This is a genomic window from Arsukibacterium sp., from assembly GCF_041616895.1.
In the GTDB taxonomy this organism is placed as follows: domain Bacteria; phylum Pseudomonadota; class Gammaproteobacteria; order Enterobacterales; family Alteromonadaceae; genus Alishewanella.
This window is the reverse complement of the sequence record NZ_JBFJPY010000076.1, coordinates 1-16,702: the sequence shown is the minus strand read 5'-3', so window position 1 is coordinate 16,702 and position 16,702 is coordinate 1. Positions and strand designations below refer to the sequence as shown.

General features: G+C 50.8%; 11 protein-coding genes and 1 pseudogene. All 12 read left to right on the top strand.

The window, feature by feature from the left end; all coding sequences use genetic code 11:
* A pseudogene (locus tag ABY802_RS12550) lies at nucleotides 1-330 on the top strand (prepilin-type cleavage/methylation domain-containing protein); the annotation flags it as partial.
* Nucleotides 320-736 (top strand): type II secretory pathway component, encoded by a 417-nt coding sequence (locus ABY802_RS12545; protein ID WP_372627480.1) that lies wholly within the window; start codon nucleotides 320-322, stop codon nucleotides 734-736. The pseudogene ABY802_RS12550 and the gene ABY802_RS12545, both read left to right, overlap by 11 nt.
* Nucleotides 733-4,695, top strand: coding sequence for a DUF6701 domain-containing protein (locus tag ABY802_RS12540; protein ID WP_372627479.1), 3,963 nt, complete (start codon nucleotides 733-735; stop codon nucleotides 4,693-4,695). The genes ABY802_RS12545 and ABY802_RS12540 overlap by 4 nt, the downstream gene beginning before the upstream one ends.
* A gap of 244 nt (nucleotides 4,696-4,939) precedes the next feature.
* The gene (locus ABY802_RS12535) at nucleotides 4,940-5,983 is read left to right on the top strand and encodes a rod shape-determining protein (protein ID WP_019677307.1); all 1,044 of its coding nucleotides are present in this window, start codon (nucleotides 4,940-4,942) and stop codon (nucleotides 5,981-5,983) included.
* Nucleotides 5,984-6,010: 27 nt separating this feature from the next.
* Nucleotides 6,011-6,868 (top strand): rod shape-determining protein MreC, encoded by an 858-nt coding sequence (gene mreC / locus ABY802_RS12530; RefSeq protein WP_372627478.1) that lies wholly within the window; start codon nucleotides 6,011-6,013, stop codon nucleotides 6,866-6,868.
* Complete coding sequence (mreD, locus tag ABY802_RS12525) at nucleotides 6,868-7,350, top strand: rod shape-determining protein MreD (RefSeq protein ID WP_290610579.1); 483 nt, start codon at nucleotides 6,868-6,870, stop codon at nucleotides 7,348-7,350. Before mreC ends, mreD begins: the two co-directional genes overlap by 1 nt.
* A gap of 33 nt (nucleotides 7,351-7,383) precedes the next feature.
* Nucleotides 7,384-7,956 (top strand): nucleoside triphosphate pyrophosphatase, encoded by a 573-nt coding sequence (locus tag ABY802_RS12520; RefSeq protein ID WP_372627477.1) that lies wholly within the window; start codon nucleotides 7,384-7,386, stop codon nucleotides 7,954-7,956.
* On the top strand, nucleotides 7,953-9,419 hold the full coding sequence (gene rng, locus ABY802_RS12515; protein ID WP_372627476.1) for a ribonuclease G: 1,467 nt from the start codon (nucleotides 7,953-7,955) through the stop codon (nucleotides 9,417-9,419). Before ABY802_RS12520 ends, rng begins: the two co-directional genes overlap by 4 nt.
* Nucleotides 9,419-13,330 carry a YhdP family protein gene (locus ABY802_RS12510; RefSeq protein ID WP_372627475.1) on the top strand — a complete coding sequence of 1,304 codons (3,912 nt, stop codon included), beginning with the start codon at nucleotides 9,419-9,421 and terminating at the stop codon, nucleotides 13,328-13,330. The genes rng and ABY802_RS12510 overlap by 1 nt, the downstream gene beginning before the upstream one ends.
* Entirely contained in the window at nucleotides 13,320-14,153 is an 834-nt protein-coding gene (locus ABY802_RS12505) for a carbon-nitrogen hydrolase family protein (RefSeq protein ID WP_372627474.1), read from the top strand. The genes ABY802_RS12510 and ABY802_RS12505 overlap by 11 nt, the downstream gene beginning before the upstream one ends.
* Nucleotides 14,153-15,592, top strand: coding sequence for a metalloprotease TldD (tldD, locus tag ABY802_RS12500; protein ID WP_372627473.1), 1,440 nt, complete (start codon nucleotides 14,153-14,155; stop codon nucleotides 15,590-15,592). The genes ABY802_RS12505 and tldD overlap by 1 nt, the downstream gene beginning before the upstream one ends.
* Before the next feature lie 3 nt (nucleotides 15,593-15,595).
* Nucleotides 15,596-16,618, top strand: coding sequence for a branched-chain amino acid aminotransferase (locus tag ABY802_RS12495; RefSeq protein ID WP_372627481.1), 1,023 nt, complete (start codon nucleotides 15,596-15,598; stop codon nucleotides 16,616-16,618).
* The last annotated feature ends 84 nt before the right edge of the window (nucleotides 16,619-16,702 follow it).

Genomic DNA, 16,702 nt, shown 5'->3' with positions numbered 1-16,702 from the left:
ACTGTGCAGCTTGCCAGTAGCCATAGTTTCCCGCTGGGCTCGCCTGAAAGGCGTTTTTATTTACTGTCACCCAGCCCGGTAAGTTACTGTTTTAATGCGGTAGATCGCAGTATTCGCCGGTACAGCAATTACAGTTACAGTGCGGCGCAACCTTTACCACCTTTAGGTAATTCGGACTTAATGGCCAGCGATGTACAGCAGGTGCGCTTTGCCATTGATAATGCTGTGCTTACCCGTAACAGCGTGGTGAATTTATTACTACAGTTTGGTCAGAGCCAGGCCAGCGACATGTTTTTTAATTACGAGGTACATATTCCCAATGTTCCTTGAGCGGGCGCTTAGTAAAACATCGCAACAAGGCAGTGCATTAGTCGTTGCGGTGTTTATAATTGTGGTGATGTTGGCCATCGTGCTGGCGTTATCCCGTATTCTGTTAAGCAGCAGCGACAGCGTGGTGTATGAGGTACAAGGCACCCGCGCGTTATTTGCTGCGCAAAGCGGCATGGAGCTGGCGTTAACCGAGTTATTCCCGCGCACGGGTACCAGCAACTGCGCAAACTGGACGTTTAATTTTAATAGCGCTGGTTTAACTGGTTGCCAAGCGCAGGTGCAATGCAGTGCACAAGCAGTTAGCAGTGAGCAGCTTAGCCAGCTTTATCAATTGCAAAGCAGCGCCAGCTGTAACGCCAATGAATTTATTACCAGTCGCAGTATTGTGCTGGAGGTGCGGCAATGAGGCGGTTATTTTTTAGTATTTTACTCCTGATAAGCATGCAGGTTCAGGCAATTAATTGCAGCGATATCTGGACTGAGGCAATTCGCAGTAATAGCCCGATACCGGCTAGCATTCCTTTTCCACCGACCCCTAATCCGAGCTTTCCTGAGCCACTGGCAGCAATAGACTACTACTATGACACTAATGCCAGTTACTTCATTGATAATGGGACGATCCGGACAACCTCTGGTGCAACCAGCCGCGTATTCGTTAATGGTAATCTGACCATTGGCAATAATGCCGTACTTAATTCCGGCGGTCCGCCACAAAATTTTATATTGGTGGTCAGTGGTAATCTGGTTTTAAATAACAATGCGGTAATTAATGGTTTTGTATTGGCAGGTGGCGCCGTTCAGCTTAACAACAACGCGGTGGTTAATGGTGGCGTGACGGCGAAAGGGAGTGTTTCAAATTTTGGCACGGTAAATTACCGACCCGGCGCCATTCCTCTGTTGCGCGGCGGCGTGGTATGTGATGCCGTTTTACCACCGGCTGTATTGCGGGCGCATTATCCATTGGATCAATGTTTTGATGAGAGCAACAGTGTCCTGACAGAGCTAACCGGTAATTATCCCGGTGCTGGTTTAAACTTATCCCGTGTGGATGGGTTAGTTAACCAGGCAGTGAGATTCAATGGTAATACGAATAGCCGGGCCGAGCTGCCCGCCTCGCTACTCAATGAGCAGGATAACTTTTCATTGTCGCTATGGATTTATCCGGAAAGCGCTTCAGGTTTTCGGGAGATCATTTCAGCGTCTAATAACGTTAGAAACAACGAATTTGAGCTCTATCTTAGCCCGGACAATACTATACGCACTGGTATAAAGGGAGAGTATCACAGTTTTTCTGCCAGTCCACCGACAATACCATCTAACACCTGGCTGCACGTGGTGTTTACCCGCAGTGGCGAGGAAATATGTCTTTATCTGAATGCGGCACTGGTAGGGTGTACGACCGCACAAAGTGGCAATATGGAAGTAAGCCGGATGGCATTGGGTGTATGGTGGCAGGCAGCCAATAGTTTTGCAGATACATTTAGCGGCCGCATGGACGAGGTGTTGTTTTACCGGAATAAACTGAGTAATAGTGAAATAAACCAAATCTACACTTCACAACGGGATGGCTTTAATTACGACGGTAACAAACGGGCTGATACTTGTTTAACGTGTCTGGCCGACACTTTTAGCGATGCGTCCTTAAGTGATACCTGGGTTACCGCCCGCAGTAACGGAAGCTTTACCCCTCAGGTGGTCAATGGCCGGTTGCGAATGACCCAGGCAGTAGCAAACCAGGCTACCTCAGCGACGTATCAGCGACTTTACCCTGCGGCAGATAACTTGGTTATTGTTGAATTCGATTACCGCGCTTATGGTGGTAGTGGTGCAGATGGCCTGGCGGTGGTGCTGTCTGATGCCACTGTAACGCCGCAACCCGGCAGTTTTGGTGGACCGCTCGGTTACGGTTTTAAACCCGGTATTCCAGGGTTCGCGGGTGGCTGGTTAGGTTTTGGCCTGGACGAATTTGGTAATTTTTCAAACGAAGGCGGTGCTGCCAGCAAGGGGCGGCGCCAGCAAAGCGTGGTGGTAAGAGGCTCTGGCGAGGGCACCACTGGCTATCGCTATCTGCGCGGTACCTGTAATAATGGTGCGACGAACCCAGCCGGTGGCTGCCTCAGTCCCAGAGTTGATGGCAATGAAGCCAACCCGCATCGCTACCGGTTTACCGTTGATTCCAGAACGCCGGGTACTACCATGGTATCGGTTGAGCGAAACCATGGTACTGGTTTTATTACATTAATAGCGCCATTTAATGCCCGCACTGAGCCCGGTCAGGCAGCCGTACCTGAGAATTTCTTTCTGTCACTAACAGGTTCAACCGGCGGCTCAACTAATATTCATGAGCTGGATAATCTGAGTATTTGTGCACTGCGCTCCACGCCGGTAGGCCAGCAAATAGACCATTTTGAATTTGACTACAGTGGTCAGGCACTAACCTGTAAGCCTGAAACCTTAACGGTGAGGGCCTGTGCCAATAGCAGCTGTAGTCGATTGATTACCGATCCGGTCAGAGCAACGTTAAGTCCGGCTACCATTACCAATGGCGGCTGGGTCGGGGGCAATGTGCTTAATTTTAGTGGTGGCACGACTACCGTTGATTTGCGCCGAAATGTCGCCGGCAGCACTCTGATTGGCATCAGCGGTTCAACACCCGCTACCCGACCGCTAAGCCAGACTTTATGCCGCGCCGGGTCCAGCGCACTAAGCACCGCTGCCTGTAATATCAGTTTTGCCAGTGCCGGGCTGGTGTTCAATGTGCCCGATGGTATTGCTAACCAACCTGCCAGCAATATCACTGTTGCAGCAGTGCGGCAAAGTGATGTCAGCCAGCGATGTGTGCCGCAATTTGCCAATGTCAGTCGCAATGTAGGTTTCTGGGGGAGTTACATCGAGCCGGGGGCGGCTGCCCGTCCGGTATCATTGCCACTGCAGGTGAATGGCGCCAATATTAGTTTCAGTGACACCAGCCCGACTGCAGTTCCGCTAAACTTTGACGCGAACGGTGAAGCGGTTATTACGGTCAATTACGCCGACGCAGGTCAAGTGCAGCTAAGTGGTCGTTACAGTGGCACTGCGGCAAATAATGATAACGGCCTGGCGTTAAACGGGGCAGACCAGTTTATCCGCCGTCCGGCAGGTTTATGTATTAAAAATGATGGACATTGTCTGGCTGCCGATGCCAGTTGCCCGGTATTTAAACGAGCGGGCGAGACCTTTCCACTTACCATCAGTGCTCACGCCTGGCAGGACGGCAGTACTGATATTTGTACTAATCCGGTAACCCCGAATTTTCAACAGAATACTATTGGTCTTAGTCATACCCTGCTGGCACCTGCCGGGGTGCCCGGCACACTGGGTCTGGTGAATTATGCGCACCAGCGAGCCGTCAATGGCCAAACCCAGGTGCAGCAAAGCGTCACTGAAGTAGGTGTGTTCAGGTTTAATACGGCGCCAATAAATTATTTAAGCATGACCAGCCCGGTGCCGGCAGCCAGCGGTCAGGCTACCGGACGTTTTGTGCCAGCCGATTATGCCGTTAGTGATATCAGTAGCAGCGCAGCTTGCGCTAGTTTTAGTTATATGCAGCAGCCTTTTGCGCTGGGCTTTACCTTAACGGCACGTAATACGTTGGGCCAGCGCACCCGCAACTACTTCGGTGCTTTTGCGAACAGCACGTTATTACTCCAGGCTGAAAATGCCGACAATGGCACTGATTTAACCAACAGATTGACCAGCAGTGGTTTTGCCAGCTGGGCTTTAGGTCAACAAGCATTCAGCACCACGGAATTGCGGGTTAATCGCCAGCTAAGTGGTGCTCCCGACGGTCCATTCTCAACGCTAAGCATCGCCTTAAATGTGTTGGACCCTGATGGCAGCCTGGTCGCCAATCCTGATACCAATACCGGTAATATTGCCTGTGCCAGTGACAATAGCTGTAATGCCGCCGCCCTGATGCAGACCGACATCCGTTACGGCCGGTTGCAAATGGCCAATGGCTTTGGCCCGGAGTTTGATGATTTGCCTGTTAGCTTAACGGCAGAATACTGGGATGGCAGTCGCTTTGTCACAAACTCCGCTGACAATTGCAGTGTGATCAGTGCTGCTAACCTTACTCTGAGTAACAGCCTTACTACCGCTTCGGCCAATGCCGCAACGATAAGTAGCGGTAAGACACCAGCAGGGGGGCTATTGCTACTGGCACCTGCCGCGTCAGGTACGGTAGAGGCGACTTATCAGGTACCGGTTTGGCTGCAATATGACTGGAACGACGATGGCAACTATAATAACTCGCCCGTTGCTGAGTTTATGTTTGGTCGTTACCGTGGGAACCCGCGACAAATTTACTGGCGTGAGCGCTTCTAGTATTCAGGTCGTACTCAGATTTCAATCAGTTAGAACCGTTGAACTAAGTAAGTACAGGCTACTCTGATAAACTGCGCAATAACACTGATTAATTTCTGAAAAATGTCATAAAAGGCTATTTTCTTGGCATAGACTTACTTAGAATAGTCAGATAACTGATTTTACCTCCGGTATAAACCCAGCAGTGTGCCCGCCAATGGTGCCTCTGCTGGCGGAGAACTTGTTAATAGGATCTGGCGTCGACATGTTTAATAAATTGCGTGGCCTCTTTTCAAACGACTTATCTATCGATTTAGGTACAGCTAATACCCTTATTTACGTAAAAGATCAGGGCATCGTGCTGAACGAGCCATCGGTAGTTGCCATTCGTCAGGAACGTGCCGGTGGCCCGAAAAGTGTGGCCGCTGTCGGACATGCCGCGAAACGGATGCTTGGCCGTACCCCTGGCAATATTAAAGCTATCCGGCCAATGAAAGACGGTGTTATTGCCGACTTCTATGTTACTGAAAAAATGTTACAACACTTTATCCGTCAGGCGCACAGCAATAGTTTTTTACGACCTAGCCCGCGGGTACTGGTATGTGTGCCTTGTGGTTCTACTCAGGTAGAACGCCGGGCTATTCGTGAATCGGCGCAGGGTGCCGGCGCCCGTGAAGTGTATCTGATTGACGAACCTATGGCTGCCGCCATTGGCGCGGGCTTGCCGGTATCAGAAGCAACAGGTTCCATGGTGGTCGATATTGGTGGTGGTACTACCGAAGTGGCCATTATCTCGTTAAATGGAGTGGTTTACTCATCCTCAGTAAGGATTGGTGGCGATAAGTTTGACGATGCTATCGTTAACTATATTCGTCGTAATTATGGCATTTTAATTGGTGAAGCAACCGCAGAGCGGATTAAAACCGAGATTGGCTCAGCTTATCCGAGCGACGATGTACTGGAAATTGAAGTACGCGGCCGTAACCTTGCAGAGGGCGTACCACGCAGCTTTACCATGACCAGCAACGAAATCCTCGAAGCGCTGCAGGAGCCACTTGCGGGTATCGTCAGTGCGGTGATGGTTGCGCTGGAGCAGGCGCCACCAGAGCTGGCGTCGGATATTTCAGAGCGCGGTATGGTATTGACCGGCGGCGGCGCCTTGTTGCGTGATCTGGATCGGCTGTTAATGGAAGAAACCGGTATCCCGGTGGTAGTGGCAGACGACCCGCTAACCTGTGTCGCCCGCGGTGGCGGCAAAGCATTGGAAATGATTGATATGCACGGTGGTGATGTCTTCAGTTATGAGTGATAGTGCGCTTGCTACAATAGTGTTGTTATGAACGCCATTTTCAGCCGGGGCCCGTTGCTCGGATTACGATTGTTGCTGGCGGTGCTTTGTAGTGTCGGGTTAATGGTGGTAGATCGCTATACTGAGCGTTCTACCCAGCTTCGCAGTTTTCTTACCTCTGCGGTCAGTCCGTTGTTTTATATTGCCAGTCTGCCTGAAACACTGCTCTCCGGTGCTAGTGAGCAGTTTATGTCGCACCAGCGTCTGCTGGATGAAAATGCCCGCTTAAAAGAAACATTACTGCGCCAGAATGGCCAGTTGCAGCTGTTAGGCTATTTGCAGCAGGAAAATATCAAACTTCGTGCCTTACTCGGTTCCGCGCCATTAGCGGATGGACAGCGGCTGGTAGCTGAAATACTGGCAGTATACAGTCATCCGTTTAGCCATCAGGTGGTACTAAATAAGGGCAAGAATGATGGTGTTACTGTCCATCAGCCACTGATTGACGAAAGTGGCGTGGTAGGCCAGATTGTCAGTGTTGGCCCTACCAGCAGCCGGGCCTTACTTATTTCAGATAACACCCATGCAATTTCTGTCCGGGCTGAGCGTACCGGCATCCGCACTGTGGCCGAGGGACTGGGACAATGGGATTTACTGCGGGTGATCCACTTACCACAGAGTGCGGATATCCGGGTTGGCGACCGCTTACTGACGTCCGGGCTGGATGGCTTGTTTCCGGAAGGGTACCCGGTAGCAGAGGTTACCCGGGTACAAACAGATGAAAGTCAGCCTTTTATGACGGTTTATGCCAAACCTTATGCGCAGCTCGATCGGATCCGCCATGTGTTGCTGTTATGGCCCGGCGCCCAGCTCGACAATTTGTTTGAGCAGGAGGAACTGAACTAATGCGCAGAAGCAACGGTCTTGGTTTTATTTATTTGTCGCTGCTGGTCGCCTTGCTGTTAACGGTAATGCCAATGCCACAACAGGTTAAATTATTCCGGCCAGACTGGGCGTTACTGGTTGTTATGTACTGGACCCTGGCGTTACCAGGGCGGGTAAATATTCTTACAGCTTTTGTGCTGGGGTTTCTGACTGATGTGCTGGTAGGCACCGTGCTTGGTGTTAATGCCCTGGCATTCTCGGTTGTCACCTTTATTGTTGCGGTCAATCATTTAAAGATCCGGAACTTTTCAGTGATCCAGCAAGCCTTACTGTTGGGCCTGTTTTTAGCGCTGTACCATTTGCTGCTATTCTGGCTCAGCCATTTTTTAACCGGCGTCTATTTTTTACCCGCTTATTTATGGCCGGTATTAACCGGTATGTTGGTATGGCCCTGGTTGTTCTGGTTGTTAAGGCGCTATCGCCGGCGTTTTAAGATCCAGTAATTTATACTTCAATACCATTAAGACCCTTAAAACATGTATCCAGAAATCGCTCTTGCATCAGCTTCGCCCCGGCGTCGTGAACTACTGCAGCAAATCGCCGTACCGTTTTCTCTGGTAAAAGTAGATGTTGATGAAAGCCTGCAGGGTAATGAAAACCCACAGCATTATGTTTCCAGACTTGCTTACGCTAAGGCGATGGCCGGCGCGTTGCAATTGCAGTTTGCGCTGCCGGTATTGGGTGCCGATACCATTGTGGTTGTCGACCAGCATATATTAGGTAAGCCGATTGATCAGGCAGATTTCACCCGGATGATGCAATTGCTGTCAGGGCGTTGTCATCAGGTTATAACGGCAGTAGCGCTGGTAGGAAAAAACAACAGCAGCGCCTGTTCAGTCAGTACTGAGGTATGTTTCCGTGAGCTTAGCGCCTCTGATATTGCCGCTTACTGGCAAACTGGCGAGCCCTGCGACAAAGCCGGTGGTTATGGAATTCAGGGCCAGGGCGGTCGTTTTGTTCGTCACATAAGTGGCAGTTACAGTGCTGTTGTGGGTTTGCCCTTATGCGAAACTGATCTTTTATTACGTAACTGGCAGGAGCAGGCATGAGTGCAGAACTACTGTTAAACGTTACGCCCACTGAAACCCGGGTGGCACTGATTGAAAACGGTGTGTTGCAGGAATTGCACATTGAACGTCAGGCAAAACTGGGCCTGGTAGGCAATATTTATGTTGGTAAAGTGAGCCGGGTATTGCCAGGTATGCAGGCCGCGTTTGTCGATATCGGCCTGGATAAGGCTGCTTTTTTACATGCTTCTGACATTGTCCAGCATAATGAAAGTACCGAGCAGGACAGCAAACCTGCGGTCAGTAAAGACATTAGGGTGTTAGTGCGGGAAGGTCAGCATTTACTGGTACAGGTAGTAAAAGATCCGCTGGGTACCAAAGGCGCCCGCTTAACCACTGATATTACGCTGCCATCCCGCTATCTGGTATTTATGCCCGACTCCAATCATGTTGGTGTCTCCCAGCGTTTAGAAACAGAAGCGGAGCGTAAACGCTTAAAAGATATTGTCAGCGACTGTCTGGATGACAGTGGTGGTTTTATTGTTCGCACTGCAGCCGAAGGCGCCGGCGCCGACGAGCTGGTGCAGGACGCCAGGTTTCTGAAGAAACTCTGGAGTAAAATTGTTAAACGTAAGCAAAAAACCCGCAAAGAGGGCGTGGTTTATGAAGACCTTACCCTATGTTACCGGATATTACGTGATTTTGTTGGCAGTGAACTGGAACGGGTACGCATAGACTCTAAAATTACTTATCAGCAACTTACTGCGTTTTGCGAAGAATTTATGCCACATATTTCGCCGCTGCTGGAATATTACCCCGGCGAGCGACCTATTTTCGATATGTTCGATGTCGAAAATGAAATTCAGCGGGCGCTAGAGCGCAAGGTACCTCTGAAAAGCGGCGGTTACCTGATCATTGATCAAACCGAAGCGATGACCACGATTGACGTTAACACCGGTGCTTTTGTTGGCCATCGTAATCTGGAAGAAACTATATTTAATACCAACACAGAAGCAACACAGGCTATAGCCCGCCAGCTAAGATTGCGAAACCTCGGCGGTATTATTATTATCGATTTTATTGACATGCAAAGTACCGAACATCAGCGCCGGGTATACCATAGCTTGGAATTGGCGCTGGCCCGGGACCGGGCAAAAACTAACATTCATGGTTTTTCGGCACTGGGTCTGGTTGAAATGACCCGCAAAAGAACCCGGGAAAGCCTGGAACATATTCTGTGCTCTGAATGTCCGGTGTGTAAAGGCCGTGGCACATTAAAAACGGTCGAAACAGTGTGTTTTGAAATTTTGCGGGAAATCGTCCGGGTTAACCGGGCCTATGCGGCCGATAAATTTGCCGTATACGTATCGCCGGTAGTAAAAGACGCACTGACCACCGACGAATTTCATAGCCTGGCAGAGCTGCAGGTATTTATCGGTAAACAAATCACAATTTATGGTGAGCCCATGTACACCCAGGAGCAATTTGATGTGGTGATGATGTAGTGCAAAAAGCAACGCGTGTCTGTTTCTATTGTTTACATAAAATCTGGCTTTTACTGGCCATAGGTTTGGTGCTGCTTGCTACCTTAGTATCTGTGTTGCGGCTGGCCCTGCCTTATTCCGATAGTTACAAACATCATCTGGAAAACTTGCTAGCCAGTCAGCTCGGAACCTCAGTTCAGATAGCGGAAGTCAGTGCCGGCTGGCAAAAGCTTGGTCCGGCCATGGTGCTGAACGACATGCAATTAGGGAGTTCGCAACAGGAATTGCAACTGCAGATAAAGCAAACCCGGGTCCGTTTTAATTTCTGGCAAAGTTTGCGCAGCATGCAGTTACGGGCTGAGCATTTTGAACTCAGAGGTCTGCGTTATGCGGTGCAAAGCAGTAAGTTACTCAGCCGCCCGCAGCGCAATCAGCCACTGGATACGGCCCCAACAATAACGGCGCTGGAGCACTTGTTTTTTCGGCAACTTAATCATTTTACCCTGCTGGACAGCGAGCTGATCTTAACGGCCAGCGGCAGCGACGATATTGTCATCTCGGTAGATAAGCTGGACTGGCGCAATGATGGTGAACACCACCAGGGGATAGGGCAGCTGGCCGTAGCGGATATCACTGGCAATACCTTGTCGTTTATTATCGATTTGTACGGGCCGAGTTTAGATAAGGCATTTGGCCAGATTTTTCTGGAAAGTCGCGAACTGGATATTTTACCCTGGTTTAAGCAAGCATTACCCGAAGCAGGTCGGCTGGATCAGGCTGATATCAATTTTCAGGCCTGGGGCAGGGTTGATGCTGGCGAGTTGCAGCGGTTCCAGATTGAACTGGCCGATAACAGCCTAAGCTGGCAACATGAAGGCCAGCCTAAGTTGTTGAAATTGGGCCCAGGCCAGTTATTATGGCACCCAACAGCAGACGGCTGGTCTTTGTACTCAGGCGCGTTAGCATTGTCTGACGGTCAAACACTGTGGCCTGATCTTAATGTGCAGCTGCATCGGCAGGCCGCTGGTTGGCATGGTCAGCTGCAACAGCTAAAACTTGATGCGCTCGCCCCACTGAGTCAGTTACTTAGTGAAGAGATACCACAACTCTCTCGTCTGACAACCACTGAGCTGCATGGTGAGTTACGTTTTGCCCAGTGGCAGTTTCAAGGTCATGACAACTGGCAATTACAAGGTCAGCTTAGCAATTTAAGTAAAATAAACAGTACAGACTTGCCTGGCGTGAGCGCACTGAATGGCTCATTCTGGGCCAGCCCCGCTGCTGCTGGCATCACGCTTCGCGGCCAGCAAAATGAATTACGCTGGGACACGATGTTCAGTGCCCCCATTACCTATCAGCAGCTTGAGCTGAACCTGCTGGCCCGGCAAAGTCGTGATGGGATCTGGCAGATTCAAGTACCGTCATTGCAGCTGCAGTCAGTCGATTTTAACTTGAACGCCACAATGCAATGGCGCCTGGCACAGCAGCCAGAGTTGAGTTTATTTGCTGCAGTCACCAACGCCAGTGCCGCCGATATTGGCCGGTATTTACCGCTGCGTTACATGCCAGAGCAGGTAAGAGATTACTTAACTGAGGCGATTGTTGATGGCCAGGTAGGCCAGGCAAACGTATTGTGGCAAGGTGCGCCAGCCTTGTATCCTTTTGCTGAAGGTCAGGGGGTATTTCAGGTTGGAGCAGTAGTCAGTGACGCCAGTTTTGTATTTAACCCAGAGTGGCCAGCACTTCAGCAGCTAAGCAGTCAGTTATGGTTTGAAAATGCTTCAATGCAAATCAGTAGCAACCAGGCTACCATCGGCGGCATCACTTTGCAGGGTACGGTGCAGGCGACTATCCCTAATTTACTCGATGCTGAATTTCTTAATATTGAAATTGATAGTGCGCTGCAGTTAAGCGAGGCGACCGGGCTGATAAATGTCTCGCCGCTGGCTGCTAATTTAGGCAAGGTATTGCAGCAACTGGCACCACGCGGCCCGGCCCGGGCAAATATTGAACTTCAGGTGGGGTTGCGTGAGCCAACAGTGCAGGCTAGTGGAGAGTTGGCTCTGGAAAAAATCAGTCTGGATTTAATGGCACCCCAGCTGGCCGTGCGCCAGTTAAGCGGGCGGGTAAAATTTAACGATGCCCGGGTTAATGCACAAGGGCTGACGTTCCAGTGGCGTGAGCTGCCAGTTACGGCCACAATTGATGGCCAGCTGCAGGGTGACAACTACCTGTTTACGTTAAATGCGGATGCTAAAAACGCCAGCAGTAAGGTAATCCAGGCGTTATGGCCAGATGCCACAGCATTGGCCAGTGGTGAACTGGACTGGCAATTGGCATTAGCCTTAGACTTGCAGCAAGATAATTTCAGCTACCGCTCAGAGCTTAACGCCGATCTGACAAAAACCGGGTTAGCACTGCCCGAACCCTATCAAAAAGCCCCAGGCAGTGCCGCTAAGCTTACTGTAAATGCAAAGGGTGACAGTCAACAGGGGGTGTTGTCGGTAAATTATGCAGAGAAGCTCTACTTTACCGCTGAACTGGACCATATGGCGGCCCGGGTGGCGCGGGCTAATTTAAGCCTTGGCCAGGTAAATGCGGGTATTAGTGGTCCGGATTTTACCATTGATGTTGAGCTTGACCGTGCTGAATTGCTGCCCTGGCAACAGCTGTTAACCGAGCAGCTGTTAACTGCAGAGCAGGAACAAAACGGGGTAATGCCAGCATTAAGTCGGGTGCGCGGCAGCATTGCCGAACTGAGGCTGGTAGCGGGCACCTCGTTGCAAAACACCGTATTTGAGCTGGAACCTGGCCAGGATGCGTGGCAGTTAAGGTTGCATGGCACCGAAATAGCCAGCCGCTGGTCTTTCAGTCACGACTGGCAGCAACAAGGGTTGCAGATAGAGATGGATTATCTGCATTTACCGCTGCCAGCCCCAATACCACCGGACCCTAGCGAAGATGGCGCGGTGGAGGCCAGCAATGATTTGGCAGCCGCCGGTCGCATCATAACAGAAGATATCTTGCCGCAGCTGCAAGACAGTTTACTCAGCATGGTTCCCTTGACCTTAAAATGTAAAGACTGTTCTGTCGGCAACTATCGGTTCGGTCAGCTGGAGATGGCTGCAGCTGGCCAGGGAGATCACTGGCAACTGTCGACATTCAACAGTCGCTACAAAAAAAATGAACTGGTAATGCAGGGTAGCTGGGTTCCGGATCAGCAGTTGGGGGTAACGACGCTAAGCGGCCGGTTCCAAAGTGCTAATCTGGGGCAGCTGTTAAATGAATTTCAATTGACAACTGGTATCAGTGGTAGCCGGGCTGAGATAAATTTTGACCTGAACTGGCCTGCTGCGCCAAACCAGTTTGACCTTGCCAGCCTGAACGGTCAGGTGCAATTCAACCTTGGCGAAGGTGCCCTGACTGAAGTGAGCGATCAGGGCTCAAGGCTTTTTTCCATATTCAGCCTTGATTCGCTGGTGCGTAAATTGCGGCTGGATTTTCGCGATGTATTTTCAAAAGGGTTTTTCTACAACAAAATGGTGGGAGCGCTGGCTATCCAGAAAGGGGTGGTGCAAACCAGTGATACCATCATCGACGGCGTGCCTGGTAACCTGGCCATTCAGGGATATGCCGATTTGGTCAGCAATAAACTGGATTATCAAATGTCTTTTTCGCCCAAAGTAACCTCCAGTTTGCCGGTAATTATTGCCTGGATGGTAAACCCGGCGACGGGACTGGCTGCGCTGGCATTGGATGAAGTGTTTCAATCGGCCGAAGTGATCTCGCGGATAAACTTCACCGTTACCGGTACTCTTGCTCAGCCGGTCATTACCGAGGTGAATCGACATAGTACTGAGGTGCCGGTTCCGGTAAGGATTGCTAAACCTGAACCCGCACCCGACGCAGAGGAGCAACCCCGTGGCGACTAACTGGCGTTTATCGGCCATACAGCTGACCAGCGTGCCGGACCCGGCGGCCAATCTGGCAGCAGTAAAGCACTACCTGCAACAGTTACCAACAGCACAGCAGCATCTGGTGCTGTTGCCCGAATGTTTTGCGGTATTCGGTGGCGGCGATAAACTGCAGCTGGCACATCAGGCCGCTATTGGTGAGGGCCCGATACAACAAGGCTGTCAGCAACTGGCCCGTGAGTTTGGGGTCTATCTGGTGGCCGGCAGTCAGCCCACAACAACCAATGACCCGCAACGATTCGCGGCATCTTCACTGGTTTACAGCCCCACAGGGCAGCTATTGGCGGATTATCAGAAACTGCATATGTTTGATGTCAGTGTGGCTGACAACACCGGCAGTTACCGGGAATCGGCAACCACCTTAGCCGGCGAAAAGATTAGTTTATGCCAACTGCCTGATCTGAAACTGGGGCTGAGTATATGTTATGATGTGCGCTTTGCAGGCTTGATGCAGGCATTAGCAGCTAACGGTATGCAGGTACTAACCGTCCCATCGGCTTTTACCCGGCTAACCGGTGCGGCACACTGGCATACGTTATTAAAAGCCCGGGCTATTGAAAACCAATGTTTTGTGCTGGCGGCGAACCAGACTGGCGTTCATGCTAATGGTCGCGAAACTTATGGTCACAGCCTGATTATCGACCCGTGGGGCGAAGTCTTGGCTGACGCAGGAACGGGCCCTGGCTGGGTGTCAGCCCAGATTGATATCAGCTTGTGTCAGCAACTTGGCCAGAAAATGCCGGTACACCAGCATAATCGTTTTAACAGTGAGCTTAAATAATGAATGCAGTTGAACAGAATTTAATTACCGCTTCCGATCTTAGCATGACAGATTTAGAGCACACCCTTGGCTATTTGTTTGGTCATCAGCTCGATTATGCTGATCTGTATTTTCAATCCAGTGTGCATGAATCCTGGGTGCTGGAAGACGGCCTGGTAAAAGACGGCTCGTTTAATATTGAACGCGGAGTTGGCGTACGCGCCATAAGTGGTGAGAAAACCGGTTTTGCTTATGCCGACACCATTAGTGCCGCTGCCCTGCAGCAGGCTGCCGGTGCGGCCCGGGGTATTGCCAGCCATGGCCAGCAGGGCCGGGTAAAGGCGTTTAGTAAAAGCGGTAACAGTAATATTTACCTGCCGTGCGAGCCACTGCAAAGCCTTAGCAATACCGAAAAAGTTGCGCTACTTAATCAGATTGAAGCCTTTATTCGTACTCTCGATAACCGGGCCGAGCAGGTTATGGTCAGTTTGTCTGGCGTGTACGAAGAAGTATTAGTCGCCGCCAGTGACGGTACCTTTGCTACCGACATCCGGCCGCTGGTGCGGCTGAACTGCTCGGTATTATTGGAGCAGGATGGCCGGCGCGAGCGGGGCAGTGCAGGCGGCGGTGGCCGTACCGATTATTTGTATTTTACTGAGCCGCTAAACGGACAACCACGCTGGCAGCAATATGCCCGTGATGCGGTGCGGATGGCTCAGGTTAACTTAACGGCAATTGACGCTCCGGCGGGCACTATGCCGGTAGTACTGGGTTCAGGTTGGCCTGGCGTGCTGCTGCACGAAGCAGTAGGGCACGGCCTTGAGGGCGACTTTAACCGTAAAGGTTCTTCTAATTTCAGCGGCAAAATTGGCCAGCAGGTGGCATCAAAGCTTTGCACTATTGTTGATGACGGTACCCTTGCGCATCGTCGTGGCTCACTGAATGTTGACGATGAAGGCGTGCCAAGTCAACACAACGTGTTGATCGAAAAAGGCATCCTTAAAGGCTATATTCAGGATAAACATAATGCGATGCTGATGGGTGTAGACCCTACCGGTAATGGCCGGCGCGAATCATTCGCCCATTTACCAATGCCACGCATGACCAACACTTACATGCTGGCTGGTGAACACGACCCGGCTGAAATTATCGCCAGTGTTAAAAAAGGCATTTATGCGCCAAACTTTGGCGGTGGTCAGGTAGATATTACCTCGGGTAAATTTGTGTTTTCAGCCTCAGAAGCCTATTTAATTGAAGACGGCAAAATAACCAGCCCAATTAAAGGCGCAACCTTAATTGGCAATGGCCCGGCAGCGATGCAGCAAGTGTCGATGGTTGGTAACGATCTGGCGCTGGATACCGGTGTTGGCGTATGTGGTAAGCAGGGACAGAGCGTGCCGGTAGGGGTTGGTCAGCCAACCCTGAAACTGGATGCAATGACCGTTGGCGGCACCCAATAATTTATAAAAGACAAACAACAGGAAACAAAAATGGCTGCATTTGGTAGTGTATTTATGCCACAAATGGCATTAACCCGTTTTGAGCAGGGCGCCTGGAGCACCCCGCAAATTGTTGCTGCAGACAGTATCAGCCTGCACCCGGGCGCCCATGTACTGCATTATGCCAGCACCTGCTTTGAAGGCTTAAAAGCGTTTAAACACAGTGATGGTTCAATTAATTTATTCCGGATGGAAAAAAACGTTGCCCGTTTAATTCAAAGCAGCAAATTATTATCGCTACCCCAGCCAGACGCTGCAACGTTAAGCCAGATGATTGTTGATATAGTCAGCCAATACGCCAGCGATGTACCAGAGCCACCGGGCTCTATGTATATCCGGCCTACCCATATTGGTACCGAGGCCGCCATTGGTAAGGCAGCGGCGCCTACGGCCAGCTCTATGCTGTATGTCTTATTATCGCCGGTAGGTGATTATTTTGCCGGTGGTAGCAAGCCGCTGCGCTTATTGCTGGAGCAAAATGGTGCCCGCTGCGCTGCCCATATGGGTATGGTAAAAAGTGGCGGTAACTACGCCAGTGCGCTGCAACCCATTTTAAAAGCCCGTGCCAGTGTCCAGGCCGACCAGGTACTGTTTTGCCCGGGTGGTGATGTACAGGAAACCGGTGCAGCCAATTTTATGCTGATTGACGGCAATGAAATTATTACCAAAGCACTTGATAGCAGCTTTTTGCATGGGGTAACCCGGGATTCTGTGTTAACCCTGGCCCGCGACATGGGCATGACGGTATCAGAGCGCGAGCTGAGCGTGAGCGAGTTGCTCGAGCGCGCCGCTAAGCCAGGTGCAGAAGCGGCACTATCAGGTACAGCAGCCGTGTTAACACCGGTTGGCACCCTGATTGCCGATGGCACCGAGCATAAAGTGGGTAGCGGCGAGGGTGGCCCGGTTACCTTAAAACTGCGCCAGGCCTTAAATGATATTCAGTGGGGCAAAGCTTCCGATAAACATGGCTGGTTAACTCGTATTTAAGTATTATCGACAGCCCCAATTAAAAAGCCAGCATATTGCTGGCTTTGTTTTTTGCGTGGTCAGCGCAATTAATTAGCGTCGTTT